The sequence below is a fragment of the Acidovorax sp. ACV02 genome (assembly GCF_014851475.1).
Classification (GTDB): domain Bacteria; phylum Pseudomonadota; class Gammaproteobacteria; order Burkholderiales; family Burkholderiaceae_C; genus Acidovorax; species Acidovorax delafieldii.
On sequence record NZ_JACUZU010000001.1, the window covers coordinates 637,048 to 655,374 of the forward strand.

An 18,327-nucleotide genomic window follows, 5' to 3' on the forward strand; every position below is an offset into this window, starting at 1 on the left:
AGAATAAAAATGGGTCTGTTGAGTCTTGCAATCTGGACACCGATTGCGTTTGGCGTGCTGTTGCTCGCCATCGGGCGCGATGATCACGCGCGTGCCGTGCGCTGGCTGGCGCTCGTCGGCGCGCTGATCGGCTTCCTGGTCACGCTGCCTTTGTACGATGGCTTCAAGCTGGGTACAGCAGCCATGCAGTTTGTGGAGAAGGCTGACTGGATCGAGCGCTTCAACGTCCACTACCACCTTGGGGTGGACGGCATTTCCTTCTGGTTCGTGCCGCTGACAGCATTCATCACCGTCATTGTGGTGATTGCTTCCTGGGAGTCGATCACGGAGCGCGTGAACCAGTACATGGGCGCTTTCCTGATCCTTTCGGGGCTCATGATCGGTGTGTTCAGCGCACTCGACGGCATTCTGTTCTATGTGTTCTTCGAGGCAACGCTGATCCCGATGTATCTGATCATCGGCATCTGGGGCGGCCCCAATAAGATCTACGCAGCGTTCAAGTTCTTCCTGTATACGCTGCTCGGGTCGCTGTTGATGCTCATCGCGCTGATCTACCTGTACAACCAGTCGGGTGGCAGCTTTGACATTGCGACCTGGCATCAGCTGCCGTTGAGCGGACGTGCACAGACCCTGCTGTTCTTCGCATTCTTTGCCGCCTTTGCTGTGAAGGTTCCCATGTGGCCCGTCCACACCTGGCTGCCCGATGTGCACGTGGAGGCGCCTACGGGCGGTTCAGCAGTGCTGGCCGCCATCATGCTGAAACTGGGTGCCTACGGTTTTCTGCGGTTTTCACTGCCAATCGCTCCTGACGCTGCACGCCAGTGGGCTTGGCTGATGATTGCCTTGTCGCTGATCGCCGTGATCTATGTGGGCCTGGTGGCCATGGTCCAGAAGGACATGAAGAAGCTGGTGGCTTACTCGTCGGTGGCGCACATGGGCTTTGTGACCTTGGGCTTTTTCATCTTCAACGACCTGGGCGTGTCCGGCGGTATTGTCCAGATGATTGCGCACGGTTTTGTGTCCGGTGCGATGTTCTTGTCCATCGGTGTCTTGTACGACCGCGTGCACTCCCGTGAAATCGCCGCCTATGGTGGCGTGGTCAACACCATGCCGAACTTCACGGCGTTTGCCCTGCTGTTTGCCATGGCCAACTGCGGTCTGCCGGGTACGGCCGGTTTTGTGGGTGAGTGGATGGTGATCCTGGGTGCCGTCAAGGCCAATTTCTGGATCGGTCTGGCTGCCGCCACTGCGCTGATTTTTGGTGCTGCTTACACCCTGTGGATGTTCAAGCGTGTGTACCTGGGCCCCGTGGGCAATGACAACGTCAAGGGCTTGACGGACATCGACAGCCGCGAGTTCCTGGTGCTTGCTGTGCTGGGCATCGCGGTGCTGGCCATGGGCCTCTACCCCCGTCCGTTCACCGACGTGATGGACACCTCGGTGGCAGAACTGCTCAAGCATGTCGCGCAGACCAAGCTGAACTGAACAGACCAGACTGAACTGAGAGATTCGAGATGATTGACAACATCAGCTGGCTAGCGATTTACCCCGAAATTGTGCTGTTGACGATGGCCTGCGTGATTGCGCTGGTTGATCTGGGCGTACACAGCCCTCGTCGCACCAGCACCTACGTGCTGACCATGCTCACGCTGGCCGTGGTGGCTGCCCTGCAGGCCATGTATGCCAGCAGCGGCAATACCTTCTACGGTTTTGGCAACATGGTGGTGAGTGACGCCATGGGCAATTGGCTCAAGTGTTTTGCCACCGTGGCCATGATGGTCACTCTGGTGTATGGCCGCCCCTATGCTGCCGACCGCGACATGTTGCGGGGGGGCGAGCTCTTCACGCTGTCCATGTTCGCTTTGCTCGGCATGTTCATCATGATCTCGGGCAACAACTTCCTGGTGATCTACCTGGGGCTTGAATTGCTCACGCTGTCCAGCTATGCCCTGGTGGCATTGCGTCGCGACAACGCTACTGCTACAGAAGCGGCCATGAAGTATTTTGTGCTGGGCGCCATGGCCAGTGGCTTCCTGCTGTATGGGTTGTCCATGGTGTACGGTGCCACGGGCTCGCTGGATATTGGCCAAGTGTTCAAGGCAGTCAATTCCGGTCAGATCAAGCATCAGGTGCTGGTGTTCGGCTTGGTGTTTGTGGTAGCCGGTCTGGCCTTCAAGTTGGGGGTGGTGCCCTTCCACATGTGGATTCCCGATGTCTACCAGGGCGCACCCACTGCAGTGACGCTGATGATTGGTGGTGCGCCCAAGCTGGCTGCATTTGCCATCACCATCCGTTTGCTGGTGGATGGTCTGCTGCCGCTGGCTATCGACTGGCAACAGATGCTGGCCGTGTTGGCGATTGGTTCTTTGCTCGTGGGTAACCTGGCAGCCATTGCGCAGACCAACCTCAAGCGCATGCTGGCCTACTCCACCATCTCCCAGATGGGCTTTGTGCTGCTGGGCCTGATGTCCGGGGTCATCAATGGCAACGTGGACGCCACTGCGGTGGAGAACGCCTACAGCGCCTCGATGTTCTACGTCATCACCTATGTGTTGACCACGCTGGCTGCCTTTGGTGTGATCCTGCTGCTGGCCCGGGAAGGTTTTGAGAGCGAAGAGATTTCCGATTTCGCAGGCCTCAATCAGCGGAGCCCCCTGTACGCTGGCGTGATGGCTGTCTGCCTGTTCTCCATGGCAGGTATTCCTCCTCTGGTGGGCTTCTATGCCAAGCTGGCGGTTCTTCAAGCCCTGATCGCTTCGGGGCAGACCATCTACATGGCGATGGCTGTGTTTGCCGTGATCATGTCGCTGATCGGTGCGTTCTACTACCTGCGGGTGGTGAAGGTCATGTATTTCGACGCACCCTTGACCGCTACCAATGTATCGGCGCCCGCCGATGTGCGCGTGGTGCTGACCATCAACGGCGCTTTGGTGCTGGTGTTGGGCTTGCTGCCAGGCGGTTTGATGGCCCTGTGTGCCGACGCCGTGGTCCGCGCACTGGCGACCTGATCGGTAGCCTGCGCGCACACGCCGCGCGGGCTACTGCTCCCATTCCCAATTTGCTGCCTCGATCAGTTCCTCTGTGTCACTTACCGGTTCGGTTTGGCTTGTGATTGTGGCGGCTTTGATTGCCGCCAATCTGCCCTTCGTCAATCAGCGCTGGCTGGTGGTGGGCCCCTCCGTCGCCAACGGCAAGCCTCTGGTCGGGCGCATGGCCGAACTGATCGTTTTGTACTTCTTGGTGGGCGGGATGGCTCTGTTGTTGGAGCGTCGTGCAGGCCAAATTGCACCTCAGGGCTGGGAGTTTTACGCCATCACCGGCACCATGTTTCTCACGCTGGCCTTCCCCGGGTTTGTCTATCGGTATCTGCTGCGGCGCCACGGCTGAAGCAGCGGTCGGTTCCGGGCAGAGCCATTCGACAAAGCCTTGAGGGCACTTCCCCGTTGCCAGCTGTAGGCCGGCAGATGGGGTGGAGCACTTCTGAACACAACTCTGCACCTGGACGTTGATGTGCCTGGTAGCGCCAATCATGGGATTGCGCTCACCAGCGTACGATGCATCTTATGAAGGTACTGGATCTCCAATGTCAGCACGGCCATGTGTTTGAAGGCTGGTTTGGTTCTGAAGATGACTTTCAGAGCCAGAAGCAGCGCGGGGTGGTGCAGTGCCCTTTGTGCGCAGACGTCCATATCGACAAGCGGCTGAGCGCGCCGCGCCTGAATCTGGGCGCCCGCGAGCCCGCCGCAGCTGCGGCGGCACCGTCCGGCACAACTTCTGTTTCACATGCTGTTTCCAGCGCGCAGGTCGAGGCATCGACGCTTCCCCCGGCGCTACAGGCAGCGTGGCTGGAGCTGGCCCGCAAGGTCGTCGCGAATACCGAAGATGTAGGCTCCCGGTTTGCCGATGAAGCCAGGCGCATGCACCACGGCGAGGTTCAGGATCGGGCCATTCGTGGCCAGGCCACCGCGCAGGAGGCGTTGCAGCTGCTGGATGAGGGCATTGCCGTCATGCCGTTGCCAGCGGCAGTCAAGGAAACCCTGCAGTAGCCACTGCACCCGGTCCTGGGGGTAGACCTTGCGGAATGGTGCCGGGATCAACTGGTGAACTGCAGTGCAGCCAGGCGCGCATACACCCCACCTTGTGCCATCAATGCGCTGTGGGTGCCTTGCTCCACGATCTGACCGTGGTCCAGCACCACGATGCGGTCGGCATTTTGTACCGTGGCCAGGCGGTGGGCGATCACCAGCGTGGTCCTTCTGCCAGTGTGGCGCTGCATGGCGATGTCCAGCGCGGCCTGCACCATGCGCTCACTTTCTGCATCCAGTGCGCTGGTGGCCTCGTCCAACAGCAACAGGGGCGGATTTTTGAGCATGGCTCGGGCAATGGCGATGCGCTGGCGTTGGCCGCCCGACAGGCGTACACCCCGTTCGCCCAGAAACGTGTGGTAGCCCTCGGGCAGCGCTGCGATGAAGTCATGCGCAAAGGCAGCCCGGGTGGCCGCCATGACCTCTTCGTCGGAGGCATCCGGACGGCCATAGCGGACGTTGTCCATGGCCGAGGCGGAGAAAATCACGGCATCCTGAGGCACGGTGCCCGTATGGGCGCGCAGTGTGTCCAAGCTCAGATCGCGGATGTCCACACCGTTCAACAGGATGCGTCCCTCTGGTGAACCCTGAGCACCCGCCTCCCTGCCCCTATCCACGTCATAAAAGCGCTGCAGCAACTGAAACACCGTGGTCTTGCCTGCCCCGCTGGCGCCCACCAGTGCCACAGTCTCTCCGGGTGACAGGTGCAGAGAGAAGTTCTGCAGCGCGGGCTGATCCGGGCGCGACGGGTAGTGAAACTGCACGTTGTCAAACTGCACCTCCAGCCCCTGATCCGAAGTGGGCAGCCGCTTGGGTATTGCTGGGTTCGCCACCGGGGATTGGCTGGACAGCAACTCCATCAAGCGCTCGGTGGCACCGGCAGCACGCAGCAGGTCTCCGTACACTTCGCCCAGTACTGCCACCGCGCTCGCCAGCAGAATCACGTACACCACGGTCTGGCCCAGGTGGCCCGCACTCATCTGCCCGGCCAGCACGGCTTCTGTACCCCGGTACAACCCCCACAGCAGAAGGGCCGCGTTGGCGATGATGATGAAGGCAACGAGCAAGGCGCGTGCCTTGGTGCGCTTGACCGCCGCGCGAAAGGCGTCTTCCGTGGCCCGCGCAAACCTTGAGGCCTCGCGTGGCTCAGCGGTATAGCTCTGCACCACGGGGATAGCGTTGAGCACTTCGGCCGCGATGGCGCTGGAGTCGGCCACGCGGTCCTGGCTGTCGCGTGACAATCGGCGCACCCTGCGACCGATCCACATAGTGGGCAGCACCACCAGTACGACGGCCAGCAGTACCACCGACATCACATAGGGATTCGTCCACACCAGCATGACCAGGGCACCCAGGCCCAGGACCGCATTGCGTAGCCCCATGGACAGCGACGAGCCGACCACGGTCTGCACCAGCGTCGTGTCCGACGTCAGCCGCGACAGCACCTCGCCGGTTTGGGTGGTTTCGAAGAACTGGGGGCTTTGCTGCAGCACATGGCTGTAAACGGCGTTGCGCAGGTCAGCGGTGACGCGCTCGCCCAGCCAGCTCACCATATAAAAGCGCGCGGCTGAAAACCCGCCCAGTGCCATGGCCACCGCAAACAGCTCTTCAAAATGCCCGCGAAGGGCCATGGCCTGCGCTCCCCGGTCACCCGTTGCAGAGACCAGGCCTCCATCGATGAGATGGCGCAGTGCCATGGGAAACGCCAGTGTGGCCAATGCCGCCAGCACCAGGAACACCAGCGACAGTGCAATGCGCGCCCGATAAGGGCGCAAAAAGGGCAGCAGTCCCGTGAGCGACCGGGGCGCACCGCGGGTGGGCGTGGAGGAGGAGGGGGAGGGCATCGTGGCAGTGTAGGCGGCGCAGCCGGGCGCTGCAGAAGGAGCAGGCACAGCCTCTCTCTCGCTGTAGGTGGTGCCCACGGTGGTGAATACCAAGGCCTGTCAGCAAAAAGTCAGTGAGGGGCGTGGCGCTGCACTGCCACCGCGTGTGGGCTTCTGTCCCCGTTACTGCGCCAGATTGAGCACTGGCGCGCTGCCCACGCCCGTACATCCCCAGCGCCGCGCGCCCTCAGGGCGGGTACGTAGGCATTTATACATAGGCATTAGTCCCAGTATCTACTGCGGGGTAGGGAGACATACGATGCGTTGCGATCCAACCACCTGGAGACCTTGTCGCAAGGCTCCTCATTTCAGCACCCTACGGAGCGGCCAAGGCGCAATGAGCGACGTCATTCTTGAAACCAACAGCCTGACCAAAGAGTTCAAGGGCTTCACCGCCGTCAGCGATGTGAACCTGGCCGTTCGGCGCGGCTCCATCCATGCGCTGATCGGTCCCAATGGTGCGGGCAAGACCACGTGCTTCAACCTGCTCACCAAGTTCCTGGAGCCGACCTCGGGTGTCATCCGCTTCAACGGACACGACATCACGCGAGAGCAGCCCGCACAGATTGCGCGCCGTGGAGTGATCCGCTCGTTCCAGATCTCGGCCGTGTTCCCGCACCTGACACTCATCGAGAACGTACGCCTGGGCCTGCAGCGCAAGCTGGGCACCTCGTTCCACTTTTGGCGCAGCGAGCGCACCCTGCGGCAACTGGACGACCGAGCCATGCAACTGCTGACCGAGGTGGGGCTGGAAGACCTGGCCGATGAAGTGACCGTGAACCTGCCCTACGGCCGCAAGCGCGCACTGGAGATCGCGACCACGCTGTCCATGGAGCCCGAGTTGATGCTGCTGGACGAGCCCACGCAGGGCATGGGCCACGAAGACGTGGACCGCGTTACCCAGCTCATCAAGAAGGTCTCGGCAGGCCGCACCATCCTGATGGTGGAACACAACATGAAGGTGGTCTCCACCATCGCTGACCGCATCACGGTGCTGCAGCGCGGCGCCGTGCTGGCCGAAGGCCCCTACGCAGAAGTCTCCAACAACCCCCAAGTCATGGAAGCCTACATGGGCACGACCGACGGCCAACTGCAGGGAGCGCACTGATGGCTGGCGCTCCCGCACTCGAAATCAAGAACCTCGAAGCCTGGTACGGCGAGTCGCATGTGCTGCACGGCGTGGACATCGTCGTCCAGCCGGGCGAGGTGGTCACGCTGCTGGGCCGCAACGGCGCAGGCCGCACCACCACCATGCGCGCCATCATGGGGCTGACCGGTGCGCGCAAGGGTTCGGTCAAGATCAACGGCGTGGAAACCGTGAACATGCCCACGCACCGTATTGCGCACCTGGGCGTGGGCTACTGCCCCGAAGAGCGTGGCATCTTCTCCAGCCTGTCGTGCGAAGAAAACCTGCTGCTGCCACCCGCCCTCAAGACGGGCACGCCGGGCATGTCGGTGCAGGAGATCTACGCCATGTTCCCCAACCTGGCCGAGCGCAGGAACAGCCAGGGCACGCGCCTGTCGGGCGGTGAACAGCAGATGCTGGCCGTGGCCCGCATCCTGCGCACCGGCGCCAACCTGCTGCTGCTCGATGAAATCTCCGAAGGCCTGGCGCCCGTCATTGTGCAGGCCCTGGCCCGCATGATCACCATGCTGCGCCAGAAGGGCTACACCGTGGTCATGGTTGAGCAGAACTTCCGTTTTGCCGCACCGCTGGCCGACCGGTTCTACGTGATGGAGCACGGCCGCATCGTGGAGAAGTTCGGCGCTGCCGAGCTGGAAGCCAAGATGCCTGTGCTCAACGAACTGCTGGGCGTCTGAGCCACGCCCACACCCTTTCCCTACCGCTTTCTTCCACCACACCCACAGGAGACAAATCCATGAAGAAACAACTCAAAGTGCTGGCACTGATGCTGGGCGTTGCAGGCTTGGCCACCTCGGCCGCGCACGCACAGGACAAGGTCAAGATCGGTTTCATCACCGACATGTCCAGCCTGTACGCGGACGTGGAAGGCAAGAACGGCGCGGTCGCCATCCAGATGGCCATTGATGACTTTGGCGGCAAGGTGCTGGGCATGCCCATCGAACTGATGAGCGCCGACCACCAGAACAAGGCCGACATCGCAGCCTCCAAGGCCCGCGAGTGGATCGACACCCAGGGCCTGACCATGGTGTTTGGTGGCACCAACTCCGGCACCGCACTGGCCATTGCCAAGGTAGCCGCCGAGAAGAAGCGCGTCTACATCAACAACGGCGCTGCCAGTTCGGCATTGACCAACGAACAGTGCTCGCCTTACACCGTCCACTATGCGTATGACACCGTGGCGCTGGCCAAGGGCACTGGCTCGGCCATTGTGGATGGCGGTGGCAAGAGCTGGTACTTCCTGACGGCAGACTATGCCTTCGGCCATGCGCTCGAGGCCGACACTACCTCAGTGGTCAAGGCCAAGGGCGGCAATGTGGTGGGTGCCGTGCGCCACCCGCTGAACGCGTCGGACTTCTCGTCCTTCCTGCTGCAGGCACAGAACTCCAAGGCGCAGATCCTGGGCCTGGCCAATGCGGGTGGCGACACCATCAACTCCATCAAGGCTGCCAAGGAGTTCGGCATCGGCAAGAGCATGAAGCTCGCCGGCCTGCTGATCTTCATCTCCGACGTGCACAGCCTGGGCCTGCGCAATACCGAAGGCCTGCAGTTCACCACCAGCTGGTACTGGGACCTGAACGACGAGACCCGCAAGTTCTCTGCCCGCTTCTTCGAGAAAACCAAGCGCATGCCTGGTGAAATTCAAGCTGCTGACTATTCAGCCACCATGAACTACCTCAAGGCCGTGGAAGCAGCCAAGTCGGTGGATGCCGACAAGGTCATGGAAACCTGGCGCAAGATGAAGATGAATGACTTCTTCGCCTCAGGTCAGATTCGTCCTGATGGCCGCTATGTGCACGACATGTACCTGATGGAAGTGAAGAAGCCCGCAGAGTCCACCAAGCCCTGGGACTACTACAAGCTGATCAAGAAGCTGCCTGGTGACTCGGTGTTCACCACCAAGGCCGAGAGCAAGTGCCCGCTCTGGAAGTAAACCCCTGAGAGGGCGCACACCGGCCTGGCGGTCCCTGCGGGGCGCCGGGCCCGATGTGGTCCTCTGACCTGAACTCTCTCCACCTGCTGCTGCCTCCCATGGAAATCTTTGGTGTCTCATTGCCCGGCCTGTTGAGCCAGCTCCTTCTGGGGCTGGTCAACGGATCGTTCTACGCAATCCTCAGCCTGGGGCTGGCTGTGATCTTCGGCCTGCTCAACGTCATCAACTTTGCGCACGGTGCACTGTTCATGACCGGGGCATTGCTGACATGGATGGCCATGAACTACTTCGGCATCAACTACTGGTTGATGCTGGTGCTGGCGCCGCTTGCGGTGGGGCTGTTCGGGGTGCTGATCGAGCGCTTGCTGCTGCGCTGGATCTACAAACTCGATCACCTGTACGGGCTGCTGCTCACGCTGGGCCTGACCCTGCTGATCGAAGGCGTGTTCCGCTCCATCTACGGCGTGTCGGGCCTGGGCTACGACACACCCGAACTGCTGGAAGGCGCGACCAATCTCGGCTTCATGATCATGCCCAACTACCGCGCTTGGGTGGTGGTCGCGTCGGTGGTGATCTGTCTGGCCACCTGGTATGTGATCGAAAAAACCAAGCTCGGCGCCTATTTGCGTGCCGGTACCGAAAACCCGCGCCTGGTGGAGGCCTTCGGCATCAACGTGCCGGTGATGGTGACCCTGACCTACGCCTTTGGTGCCGCACTGGCCGCTTTTGCCGGTGTGCTGGCCGCCCCCGTGTACCAGGTCACACCGCTCATGGGCCAGAACCTGATCATCGTGGTGTTTGCCGTGGTGGTGATTGGCGGCATGGGCTCCATCATGGGCTCCATCTTGACCGGGCTGGGCCTGGGAGTGATCGAAGGTTTCACCAAGGTGTTCTACCCCGAAGCGTCTTCCACCGTGGTGTTTGTCATCATGGTCATCGTTCTTCTCATTCGCCCCGCCGGCCTGTTCGGCAAAGAAAAATAAGGGGCCGCCAGCATGAATTCCAAGAACACTGCCACCATTGGTTACGGCCTGCTGTTGCTGGCCCTCATTGCCGCGCCTTTTCTCGGCGCCTATCCCGTCTTCGTGATGAAGCTTATGTGCTTTGCACTGTTTGCTTCTGCGTTCAACCTGCTGCTCGGTTACACCGGCCTGCTGTCTTTTGGCCATGCGGCCTTCCTCGGTGGCGCCGCCTATGTGGCTGGCCACGCCATCAAGGTGTGGGGCCTGACGCCTGAAGTGGGCCTGTTGCTCGGCACCGCTGGTGGCGCGCTGCTGGGCTTGCTGTTTGGCTGGCTGGCCATTCGCCGCCAGGGCATCTACTTCTCCATGATTACATTGGCGTTGGCGCAGATGCTGTTCTTTGCCTGTCTCCAAGCACCCTTCACGGGTGGTGAGGACGGCTTGCAGGGTGTGCCGCGCGGCAAGCTGTTTGGCGTGATCGATCTGCAAAGCGACCTCGTCATGTACTACGTCGCGCTGGTCATCGTGGTCGCAGCCTTCTTGCTGATCGTGCGTACCATCCACTCGCCGTTTGGCCAGGTGCTCAAGGGCATCAAGGAGAACGAGCCACGCGCCATCTCGCTGGGCTATGACACGCACCGCTTCAAGCTGCTGGCCTTTGTGTTGTCGGCGGCTCTGGCGGGCCTGGCAGGCTCTCTCAAGACCCTGGTTCTCGGCTTTGCCACGCTGTCCGATGTGCACTGGACCGCGTCGGGCCAGGTCATCCTGATGACGCTGGTAGGCGGCCTGGGCACGCTGTCGGGCCCGCTCATCGGCTCGGCCGTGGTGGTGCTGCTGGAGAACAAGATCGGTGAATTCGGCAACCTGTTGGCCGCCTTGACCAGTGTGGAATGGTTCAAGACCCTGGGCGAATCCGTCACCATGGTCACGGGCCTGATCTTCGTGATCTGCGTGCTGGCATTCCGCCGCGGCATCATGGGCGAGATCATTGCCTGGCTGGCGCAGCGCCGCGCAGGCAACTCTGCCAAGCATTGAAGAGGTGACGCCGCCCGATCTGGCGGTATCTTTCTGGCATCAAGCCGCTGCTGCTTTTACAGGCGCAGCGGCTTTGCGTATCCGGTCATCTCCAGGTAGCCCCTACCCATGGGTTGGCCTCCGGCGCTCATCAGGTCAGACAGCCCTTCCCAATAGATGGCCCCCGTTGATCCGCTGCTGTCCAGCTCCTGGCTTTCCAGCAGCGCATTCACTTCAAAGCTGCCTGCGGGCGTTTCCACCCGCCACTGCACTGGGTAGCGCGCGCCACTGCGCGGGCTGGCCCACCACCGCAAGGGGGTGAACGCCACAGACTGTGCGCCAAACACTTGCACCGGCTGCCCGGGCGCCCGCCACGATCCACCCGCCCACAACGCGGTGCCATCAGCCCGCCGCAGTCGGAAGGCCGTGAGCGCACTGCCATCATGCAGGTTCATGCCAATCCAGTCCCACCCCTGGGCCTCAGGGTGCAGCAGGGCCTCGCTCCACTCGTGGTCCATCCAGGCACGGCCGGTGTCGGGCGTCACCGCCATGCGTTGGTTGCCCATCTGCAAGGTACCGCTGACGGTGAGCTGGGGCTGGCTGTAGTAGTAGCTGGCCTGCTCGGCGTCTGGCCCCTTGCGGGATAGCCCCTGCTGCCCTTGCAACAGCAAGGGCTGGGTGCTGTCAAACACCAGGTCCAGCCCAAACTCGCTGCCCACGACGTGTGTGGTGTAGCGGCTGGCTGCAAAGTCTGGCTTTCCGCGTGCGGTGTCACTGCGTTCCAGTGCCCAGTCCTGCAGGCGGATGCGGGTGTCGGCCTCGCTGGCTTGCGCCACCCCAAACCCTGCACGCGCAATGCGCTGGTCATGCACCAGCCGCTGCCCGCGCACATCGGTGATGGCGGCGTGCGCGAACAGCAGGTGTTTGGCAGCAAACGCCGACTGCAGCTGTTGCGTTGCATCGACCCGCGAGCGAAAGAATGTGATCTGAAAGCCCCACGGTTGCCCCTGCGCCTGCACATGGCCGGTGATGTACCACCACTCGGTACGCAGCTCCGGGTGGCTGCCGTGGTCACGGGGAAAGGTCAACGCCCGTGCAGGCAATGCATGCGCTGTCTCGGGCAACCACCCTGCAGCACCTACGGCTGCCAGGCCCACGGGCATCTGCGTTACCAGCCACTGGCGTCGGGTGGCCAGAGGGCCACTTGGTGGCGTCAACGGGCCTGGAGGCAAAGCAGAAAAGGGCATGGTGCGGAGGGTAGCGGGCGTCAGCCGATCAGTGCGTCTATCTTCTGCTGTGCGGCCGAGCAATCACCAAACGTGCGGTCCACCCATTCAGTGTCGAAATACGTGGGCAAGTACCGTTCGCCCGCATCACACAACAGCGACAGGATGGAGCCGCGCTCGCCCCGCTCGCGCATCTCGCTGGCCAGCGTGAGCATGGCCACAAAGTTGGTGCCGGTGGACGGGCCCACGCGCCGCCCCAGCAACTGCGACAGCGCACGCATGGCGGCGATGGACTCGCAGTCCGCCACATCCACCATGTGGTCCACCAGCGTGCGGATAAAGCTTGGCTCCACCCGTGGGCGACCAATGCCTTCAATGCGGGATCCTGGCGCCGTCAGCTGCGCATCGCCCGTGCGGTGGTAGGCACTGAACACCGACCCCGCCGGGTCGGCCACACACACCTGCGTGGCATGGCGCTGGTAGCGCACATAGCGGCCAATGGTGGCGCTAGTACCACCCGTGCCCGCGCCCACCACGATCCAGCGCGGCACAGGGTGCGGCTCGCGCGCCATCTGGGTGAACATGCTCTCGGCAATGTTGTTGTTGCCGCGCCAGTCGGTCGCGCGCTCGGCATAGGTGAACTGGTCCATGTAGTGGCCGCCCGTCTCCTCGGCAATCGCACGGGCCGCGTCATACACAGCGCCCGCGCTATCCACAAAGTGGCAACGCCCGCCATGGAACTCGATCTGCGCGACCTTCTCGGGCGAGGTGCTGCGCGGCATCACTGCCACAAACGGCAACCCCAGCAGCCGGGCAAAATAAGCCTCACTCACCGCCGTGGAACCGCTGGACGACTCGACGATGGTCGAGCCCTCATGCACCCAGCCATTGCACAGCGCATACAAAAACAGCGACCGCGCCAACCGGTGCTTCAGGCTGCCCGTGGGGTGGGTGGATTCGTCCTTGAGGTACAGGTCAATGCCATGCGCGGCAAACGCGGGCAGGCGCAGTGGGATCAGGTGGGTGTCGGCACTGCGCTGGTAGTCGGCTTCGATGCGGGAGATGGCTTCGTGGAGCCATCGAGTAGGGGAGGGCGGGATCTGCATGTGCGCATTGTCGCAGCGCCTTCAGCCTGTACCGTGCTGGAGGTCACAGTCCGTAGAACGCCTGATTTGCTTCAATGCGTTGGGCTTGGTCCGTCGGGTATCGGCGCTCGGCCAGCAGCCGCTGCAGCGCAGCACGGCCCAGGTCTCGGTGGGGGGTGTAGAAGGCACTGACGGCCAGTTCATCCAGTGCACGCCATGCGTACACCTGTGTATCCACAAAAAGAATGTCCGCAGGTTGCGGAATATGTGACGCCTGCAAGGCAAACACGGTGGCAAGTGCATGTTCGGCCCGTTCGCGGTGATAGCGGGCCAGTTCGCACAGGGGCTCAGCTCTCTGCGGGCGGGCCGCGTAGGCAGCCAGATAAGCATTGCGCACGGTGGTGGGTGGGGCCTGGTTGCGCTCATGCAGCACGGCGATCTGGAACAGGGCATACCAGCGTTCTTCGTCCCACCCCCCCATGTCAACCCGTCGCTGGTACCACTGCAAGCTGGGTTCGATTTTCCCGGCATCGCGGCAGCTCTGGGCAAGGTAAAAAACGTTGCGTGTATTCGTGGGGTCATCCCGCACTGCCTGTTCCAGCAGCGCCATGTCGCGCAGGTAGGTCTCCGGGTCGCGCGCGCGGGCGCCATCGTGGGATACGTGGATGACGGGCCCTTGCAGGGTCTGCCAGGGGCCATGCTGCTTGGCCGTAAGGTACTCGTGCAGCACGCCCTCCCAACGCCAGCCGATGCGTGTGGCCACCAGGCTGTTGCGCTGATACTCCCAGCCGTCCATGTGGCAGGTCAGGGTGTACCCGTCGGCCGAGAGCGCGGGCCAGGCAAAGTCGGGCGGCACACGCAGTTGCTCATCGGCGTCAATGAAGAGCAGATAGCCGCCATAGGGGCGCGCTAGTTCCAGTGCCTCGTTGCGGTTGTGCGCAAAGTTCTTCCAGGGGCGTTCGAACAGCGTGCCGGGAACGCCTTGCATGAAATCTCGGACGATGTCCTGCGTGCCATCGGTGGAACCCGTGTCCACGATGACCCAGTGGTCTATCAAGGGCTTGACCGAAGCAAGGCACCGGGTGATCACCGGTGCCTCGTTCTTGATGATCATGTTGAGCGTAATGTTGCGCATGGAGGTACCGCCGCAATGTACGGCAGGGAGGTCAGTCGAGCGCGGTAGAAAAGCCTTTGGCGAGACGGTTACACAGTACAACAACGAAGCCGTTCATTGAACGCCAGTCCGGTTCATGCACACCGATGAAAGAGCGAGTTGTTCGAGACGTGGCTTGTGAGTGCACCAACGCTACTGGCACGAAAATTCAACGGAAAGCCCACCGCTGGTGGTTCCGAGTTGAGCACCGCCACCATCCACCGTGACCGCGAAAGAATCGCCTGCATTGAACGCTTGGTTGGCTGCGATGGTGCACGGAGTACCTGTGCAGGAACTGACAAGGCTGGGTGCCACGAAACCGTTGCCCCTGAGCAAGTTTGTCGTCAGCGCGGGAAAGGAGTTTACGGAGCGAACATTGACGTTAGCGACGGTGCAGTTCGAGGGCATTGCATAGATGGCAATGCCTGATGGGGCCACCGCTGAACCGTTCATATAACCCGACGTGGTGGTTACAGTGGACGCGAGGATGCCCTGCCAGCGGTAACCTCCACTTCCTGCAGGCCCGGTGGCCCCAGTAGCCCCCGCAGCGCCGGTAACCCCTGTTGGCCCCATGGCGCCAGTTGCACCGATGTTCCCCTGTGGTCCAGGCACGGTACTGTCTGCCCCGGTAGGGCCGGCAGGCCCTTGAATGCCCTGGATACCTTGAGCCCCCGTAGGTCCCGTAGGCCCTTGGACGGTGCTGCCAGCACCGGTGGCGCCCGTTGCTCCTGTGACCCCCGTGGCGCCCGTCGCACCGGTAGCACCCATGGCTCCGGTTGTCCCAGTGGCACCCGTTCCAGAGGCGCCAGTGGCCCCGGTGGGCCCTGTTGCACCGGTGGCGCCAGTGCCTATACCGCTGGCGCAAGGGCCCAGGCGACCTGTGGGGCCATCAAAGCAGGTGAGGTTGGTGTTGGGCGTTGCGCCGCTCAGGCCAGGGGCCCGCACTTCACCACTGTCCTGTACCCGAAAGCGTTCCTGGGTGCCGGCGGAGTTCTTGATCACAAAGCCACCACCACTGGGGACAGTGGCGGAGATGTCGGCGGCCAGGGCCAGCGGCGTGTGCAAGGCATAGGCTGCGCTCAGTGCAACCATCAGGCGAAGGGGATGGAAGGGGAATGTCATGGCAAATCGCTCCTGGTTGCAGATATCAAGCGTGCGGTGTTGTGGCACCACGGCGATGGCGCCAGAAGGCAGCCATGCCCATCAGGAGTGCCAGAAGCATCAAGCCGTACTCGCTGAGTGTCGGGATGCTGCTGGCCGCAACGGCCGCGCCGATTTGAACGTTACCCGCCACAGTGGCGAAGGTGCGGTTGACTGTTGCGCCGGGCCCAAGGTTGATGACGGCAGTGCCGCCACCCGAAGAGATCAGCTGGATGTTTTGTCCCGGTGCTCCTTGGAGCGTCAGGGTCCCCAACACGGTGATGTTGGTACCTGCCGGAATGACAAAGGTACGTCCCGTGGAGCTGGACAAAGTCAGATTGCGAAACACCAAGGTGCCTGAAAGCTGGCTGGTATTGCCTATGCATCCGTCTGTGAGCACCACAGAGCCGGTCTCGGGGTTGAACGTGCCGGAGCTGCTCAGGTTGCCGCCCACTTGAAGCAGGCCGGTGCCGCCGTTGAAAACCCCCGAGCCAGCGATGTCGAGGTTGCTGCCTGTCGAGAACTGGCCGGCACCGATGATCAGGGAGCCTTCCACCTGCACGGGGAGGCAGCCGAGATCCCAAGAGCCTCCTCCGGACATGTCAATCGAAGCGCCAGCGCCCACGACATATTGCGACCACGCGGGGGCGATGAGGCCGCAACAGAGCACGGCTGCGGCGGCCATATGCCGGAATACTGATTTCATGGATTTCCCTCTTACTCTTATGTACGTTATGTACGCGGCAGCTCAGTCTTGCATTGCCAAGTGACTGTGCGCAAGGTGAATGTTGTGAAATTACCGGTACCTGAAGTTCCGGTAGGAGATCGCACTGCGTGCCAGGAATGCCTTGCATGAACTCGCGGACGATGCCCTGCGTGCAGCCCGTATCAACGATGACCCAATGGTCTATCCAGTGCTTCACCGAAGCGAGGCACCGGGTGATCACCGGTGCCTCGTCCTTCACGATCATGTTCAGGCAAATGCGGAGCGGGGCCAATGATTGCAGCGCGTGGTTGAAGATCGATTTCGTCCGTGCGCGAATGGCGGCGGCGCTGGCGCCCCTTATTGGCAGTAGGCGTAGGCTGTGATGGCGCTCGCACTTCCACAAGAGAAGGTACAGCTCCACTTGTCTGTGCCCACGCGTTTGCTGATCGAAAACAGGTCGGTGGTGGGGGAGGCTGTCTCACATCCGCCACTGATCACAGCTTTTCCTGCGCCACAGGTGGCTTCTACCTGGACCGTGTACGGTGGTGTGACGTTGTCGCAATTGGATCCGTTGGAATACTCTGTCAACGATACGGTAGCGCTGCCTGTGGGGCCGGTCGGCCCCGTAGGGCCTTGAATCCCCTGGATCCCCTGGGTGCCCTGTGGCCCGGGCACAGTGCTGTCGGCCCCAGTGGCGCCTGTGGGGCCCACCGCTCCAGCGGCTCCCACAGGGCCTGTTGCACCGGTTGGGCCGGTTGCACCGGTAGCGCCTGCTCCCGTGGCACCGGTGGCGCCCGTGGCGCCAGTTGCCCCGGTGGGTCCCGTTGCGCCAGTTGCCCCAGTGGCACCTGCTGCTCCCGCGCTGCCTGTGGGGCCGGTCGTTCCAATGGCTCCAGTAGCGCCTGTCGGGCCTGTTGCACCGGTGGCGCCAGATCCAATACCCGCTGCGCAAGGGCCCAGGCGACCTGTGGGACCATCAAAGCAGGTGAGGTTGGTGTTGGGCGTTGCGCCGCTCAGGCCAGGGGCCCGCACTTCACCACTGTCCTGTACCCGAAAGCGTTCCTGGGTGCCGGCGGAGTTCTTGATCACAAAGCCACCACCACTGGGGACAGTGGCGGAGATGTCGGCGGCCAGGGCCAGCGGCGTGTGCAAGGCATAGGCTGCGCTCAGTGCAACCATCAGGCGAAGGGGATGGAAGGGGAATGTCATGGCAAATCGCTCCTGGTTGCAGATATCAAGCGTGCGGTGTTGTGGCACCACGGCGATGGCGCCAGAAGGCAGCCATGCCCATCAGGAGTGCCAGAAGCATCAAGCCGTACTCGCTGAGTGTCGGGATGCTGCTGGCCGCAACGGCCGCGCCGATTTGAACGTTACCCGCCACAGTGGCGAAGGTGCGGTTGACTGTTGCGCCGGGCCCAAGGTTGATGACGGCAGTGCCGCCACCCGAAGAGATCAGCTGGATGTTTTGTCCCGGTGCTCCTTGGAGCGTCAGGGTCCCCAACACGGTGATGTTGGTACCTGCCGGAATGACAAAGGTACGTCCCGTGGAGCTGGACAAAGTCAGATTGCGAAACACCAAGGTGCCTGAAAGCTGGCTGGTATTGCCTATGCATCCGTCTGTGAGCACCACAGAGCCGGTCTCGGGGTTGAACGTGCCGGAGCTGCTCAGGTTGCCGCCCACTTGAAGCAGGCCGGTGCCGCCGTTGAAAACCCCCGAGCCAGCGATGTCGAGGTTGCTGCCTGTCGAGAACTGGCCGGCACCGATGATCAGGGAGCCTTCCACCTGCACGGGGAGGCAGCCGAGATCCCAAGAGCCTCCTCCGGACATGTCAATCGAAGCGCCAGCGCCCACGACATATTGCGACCACGCGGGGGCGATGAGGCCGCAACAGAGCACGGCTGCGGCGGCCATATGCCGGAATACTGATTTCATGGATTTCCCTCTTACTCTTATGTACGTTATGTACGCGGCAGCTCAGTCTTGCATTGCCAAGTG

Annotated in this window: 15 protein-coding genes and 1 pseudogene; 9 read left to right on the plus strand and 7 right to left on the minus strand. The window is 62.2% G+C overall.

Annotated elements, in window-relative coordinates:
• Nucleotides 1-9 precede the first annotated feature (9 nt).
• The 4 genes from IB236_RS02995 (at nucleotide 10) to IB236_RS03010 (ending at nucleotide 4,046) form a co-directional block, all read left to right on the plus strand.
• On the plus strand, nucleotides 10-1,485 hold the full coding sequence (locus IB236_RS02995; RefSeq protein ID WP_192418728.1) for an NADH-quinone oxidoreductase subunit M: 1,476 nt from the start codon (nucleotides 10-12) through the stop codon (nucleotides 1,483-1,485).
• A 29-nt stretch (nucleotides 1,486-1,514) separates the two neighbouring features.
• Nucleotides 1,515-3,008, plus strand: coding sequence for an NADH-quinone oxidoreductase subunit NuoN (gene nuoN, locus IB236_RS03000; protein WP_056061579.1), 1,494 nt, complete (start codon nucleotides 1,515-1,517; stop codon nucleotides 3,006-3,008).
• 73 nt (nucleotides 3,009-3,081) lie between these two features.
• Nucleotides 3,082-3,387, plus strand: coding sequence for a DUF2818 family protein (locus IB236_RS03005; protein ID WP_056061582.1), 306 nt, complete (start codon nucleotides 3,082-3,084; stop codon nucleotides 3,385-3,387).
• A 176-nt stretch (nucleotides 3,388-3,563) separates the two neighbouring features.
• Nucleotides 3,564-4,046 carry a DUF1178 family protein gene (locus IB236_RS03010; RefSeq protein WP_192418729.1) on the plus strand — a complete coding sequence of 161 codons (483 nt, stop codon included), beginning with the start codon at nucleotides 3,564-3,566 and terminating at the stop codon, nucleotides 4,044-4,046.
• A gap of 47 nt (nucleotides 4,047-4,093) precedes the next feature.
• On the opposite strand, the gene IB236_RS03015 is transcribed toward IB236_RS03010, so the two are convergent.
• Nucleotides 4,094-5,929 carry an ABC transporter transmembrane domain-containing protein gene (locus tag IB236_RS03015; RefSeq protein WP_192418730.1) on the minus strand — a complete coding sequence of 612 codons (1,836 nt, stop codon included), beginning with the start codon at nucleotides 5,927-5,929 and terminating at the stop codon, nucleotides 4,094-4,096.
• Nucleotides 5,930-6,305: 376 nt separating this feature from the next.
• Here IB236_RS03015 and IB236_RS03020 point away from each other — a divergent pair, with 376 nt between their 5' ends.
• The 5 genes from IB236_RS03020 (at nucleotide 6,306) to IB236_RS03040 (ending at nucleotide 11,042) form a co-directional block, all read left to right on the plus strand.
• A complete protein-coding gene (locus IB236_RS03020) occupies nucleotides 6,306-7,076 on the plus strand; it encodes an ABC transporter ATP-binding protein (RefSeq protein ID WP_015013285.1) in 771 nt (256 codons plus the stop codon).
• Nucleotides 7,076-7,789 (plus strand): ABC transporter ATP-binding protein, encoded by a 714-nt coding sequence (locus IB236_RS03025; protein WP_192418731.1) that lies wholly within the window; start codon nucleotides 7,076-7,078, stop codon nucleotides 7,787-7,789. Before IB236_RS03020 ends, IB236_RS03025 begins: the two co-directional genes overlap by 1 nt.
• Nucleotides 7,790-7,848: 59 nt before the next feature.
• Entirely contained in the window at nucleotides 7,849-9,045 is a 1,197-nt protein-coding gene (locus tag IB236_RS03030) for an ABC transporter substrate-binding protein (protein WP_099729744.1), read from the plus strand.
• A 98-nt stretch (nucleotides 9,046-9,143) separates the two neighbouring features.
• The gene (locus IB236_RS03035; protein WP_192418732.1) at nucleotides 9,144-10,028 is read left to right on the plus strand and encodes a branched-chain amino acid ABC transporter permease; all 885 of its coding nucleotides are present in this window, start codon (nucleotides 9,144-9,146) and stop codon (nucleotides 10,026-10,028) included.
• 12 nt (nucleotides 10,029-10,040) lie between these two features.
• Nucleotides 10,041-11,042, plus strand: coding sequence for a branched-chain amino acid ABC transporter permease (locus IB236_RS03040; protein WP_056747694.1), 1,002 nt, complete (start codon nucleotides 10,041-10,043; stop codon nucleotides 11,040-11,042).
• 56 nt (nucleotides 11,043-11,098) lie between these two features.
• On the opposite strand, the gene IB236_RS03045 is transcribed toward IB236_RS03040, so the two are convergent.
• The 6 genes and pseudogenes from IB236_RS03045 to IB236_RS03065 all read right to left on the minus strand — a co-directional run bounded on the left by IB236_RS03045 (nucleotide 11,099) and on the right by IB236_RS03065 (nucleotide 18,264).
• Complete coding sequence (locus tag IB236_RS03045) at nucleotides 11,099-12,268, minus strand: lipocalin-like domain-containing protein (RefSeq protein ID WP_370539873.1); 1,170 nt, start codon at nucleotides 12,266-12,268, stop codon at nucleotides 11,099-11,101.
• Nucleotides 12,269-12,288: 20 nt separating this feature from the next.
• Nucleotides 12,289-13,353: a PLP-dependent cysteine synthase family protein gene (locus IB236_RS03050; RefSeq protein WP_192418733.1), complete on the minus strand. Its 1,065-nt coding sequence runs from the start codon at nucleotides 13,351-13,353 to the stop codon at nucleotides 12,289-12,291.
• Nucleotides 13,354-13,396: 43 nt separating this feature from the next.
• Complete coding sequence (locus IB236_RS03055) at nucleotides 13,397-14,467, minus strand: glycosyltransferase (protein WP_192418734.1); 1,071 nt, start codon at nucleotides 14,465-14,467, stop codon at nucleotides 13,397-13,399.
• Nucleotides 14,468-15,632: 1,165 nt separating this feature from the next.
• Nucleotides 15,633-16,331, minus strand: a complete 699-nt coding sequence (locus IB236_RS03060; RefSeq protein WP_225580914.1) for an IPTL-CTERM sorting domain-containing protein — start codon at nucleotides 16,329-16,331, stop codon at nucleotides 15,633-15,635.
• A 127-nt stretch (nucleotides 16,332-16,458) separates the two neighbouring features.
• Nucleotides 16,459-16,596, minus strand: a pseudogene (locus tag IB236_RS24255) (glycosyl transferase); the annotation flags it as partial.
• Between the two features lie 969 nt (nucleotides 16,597-17,565).
• Nucleotides 17,566-18,264, minus strand: coding sequence for an IPTL-CTERM sorting domain-containing protein (locus tag IB236_RS03065; protein WP_225580914.1), 699 nt, complete (start codon nucleotides 18,262-18,264; stop codon nucleotides 17,566-17,568).
• Between the last annotated feature and the right edge of the window lie 63 nt (nucleotides 18,265-18,327).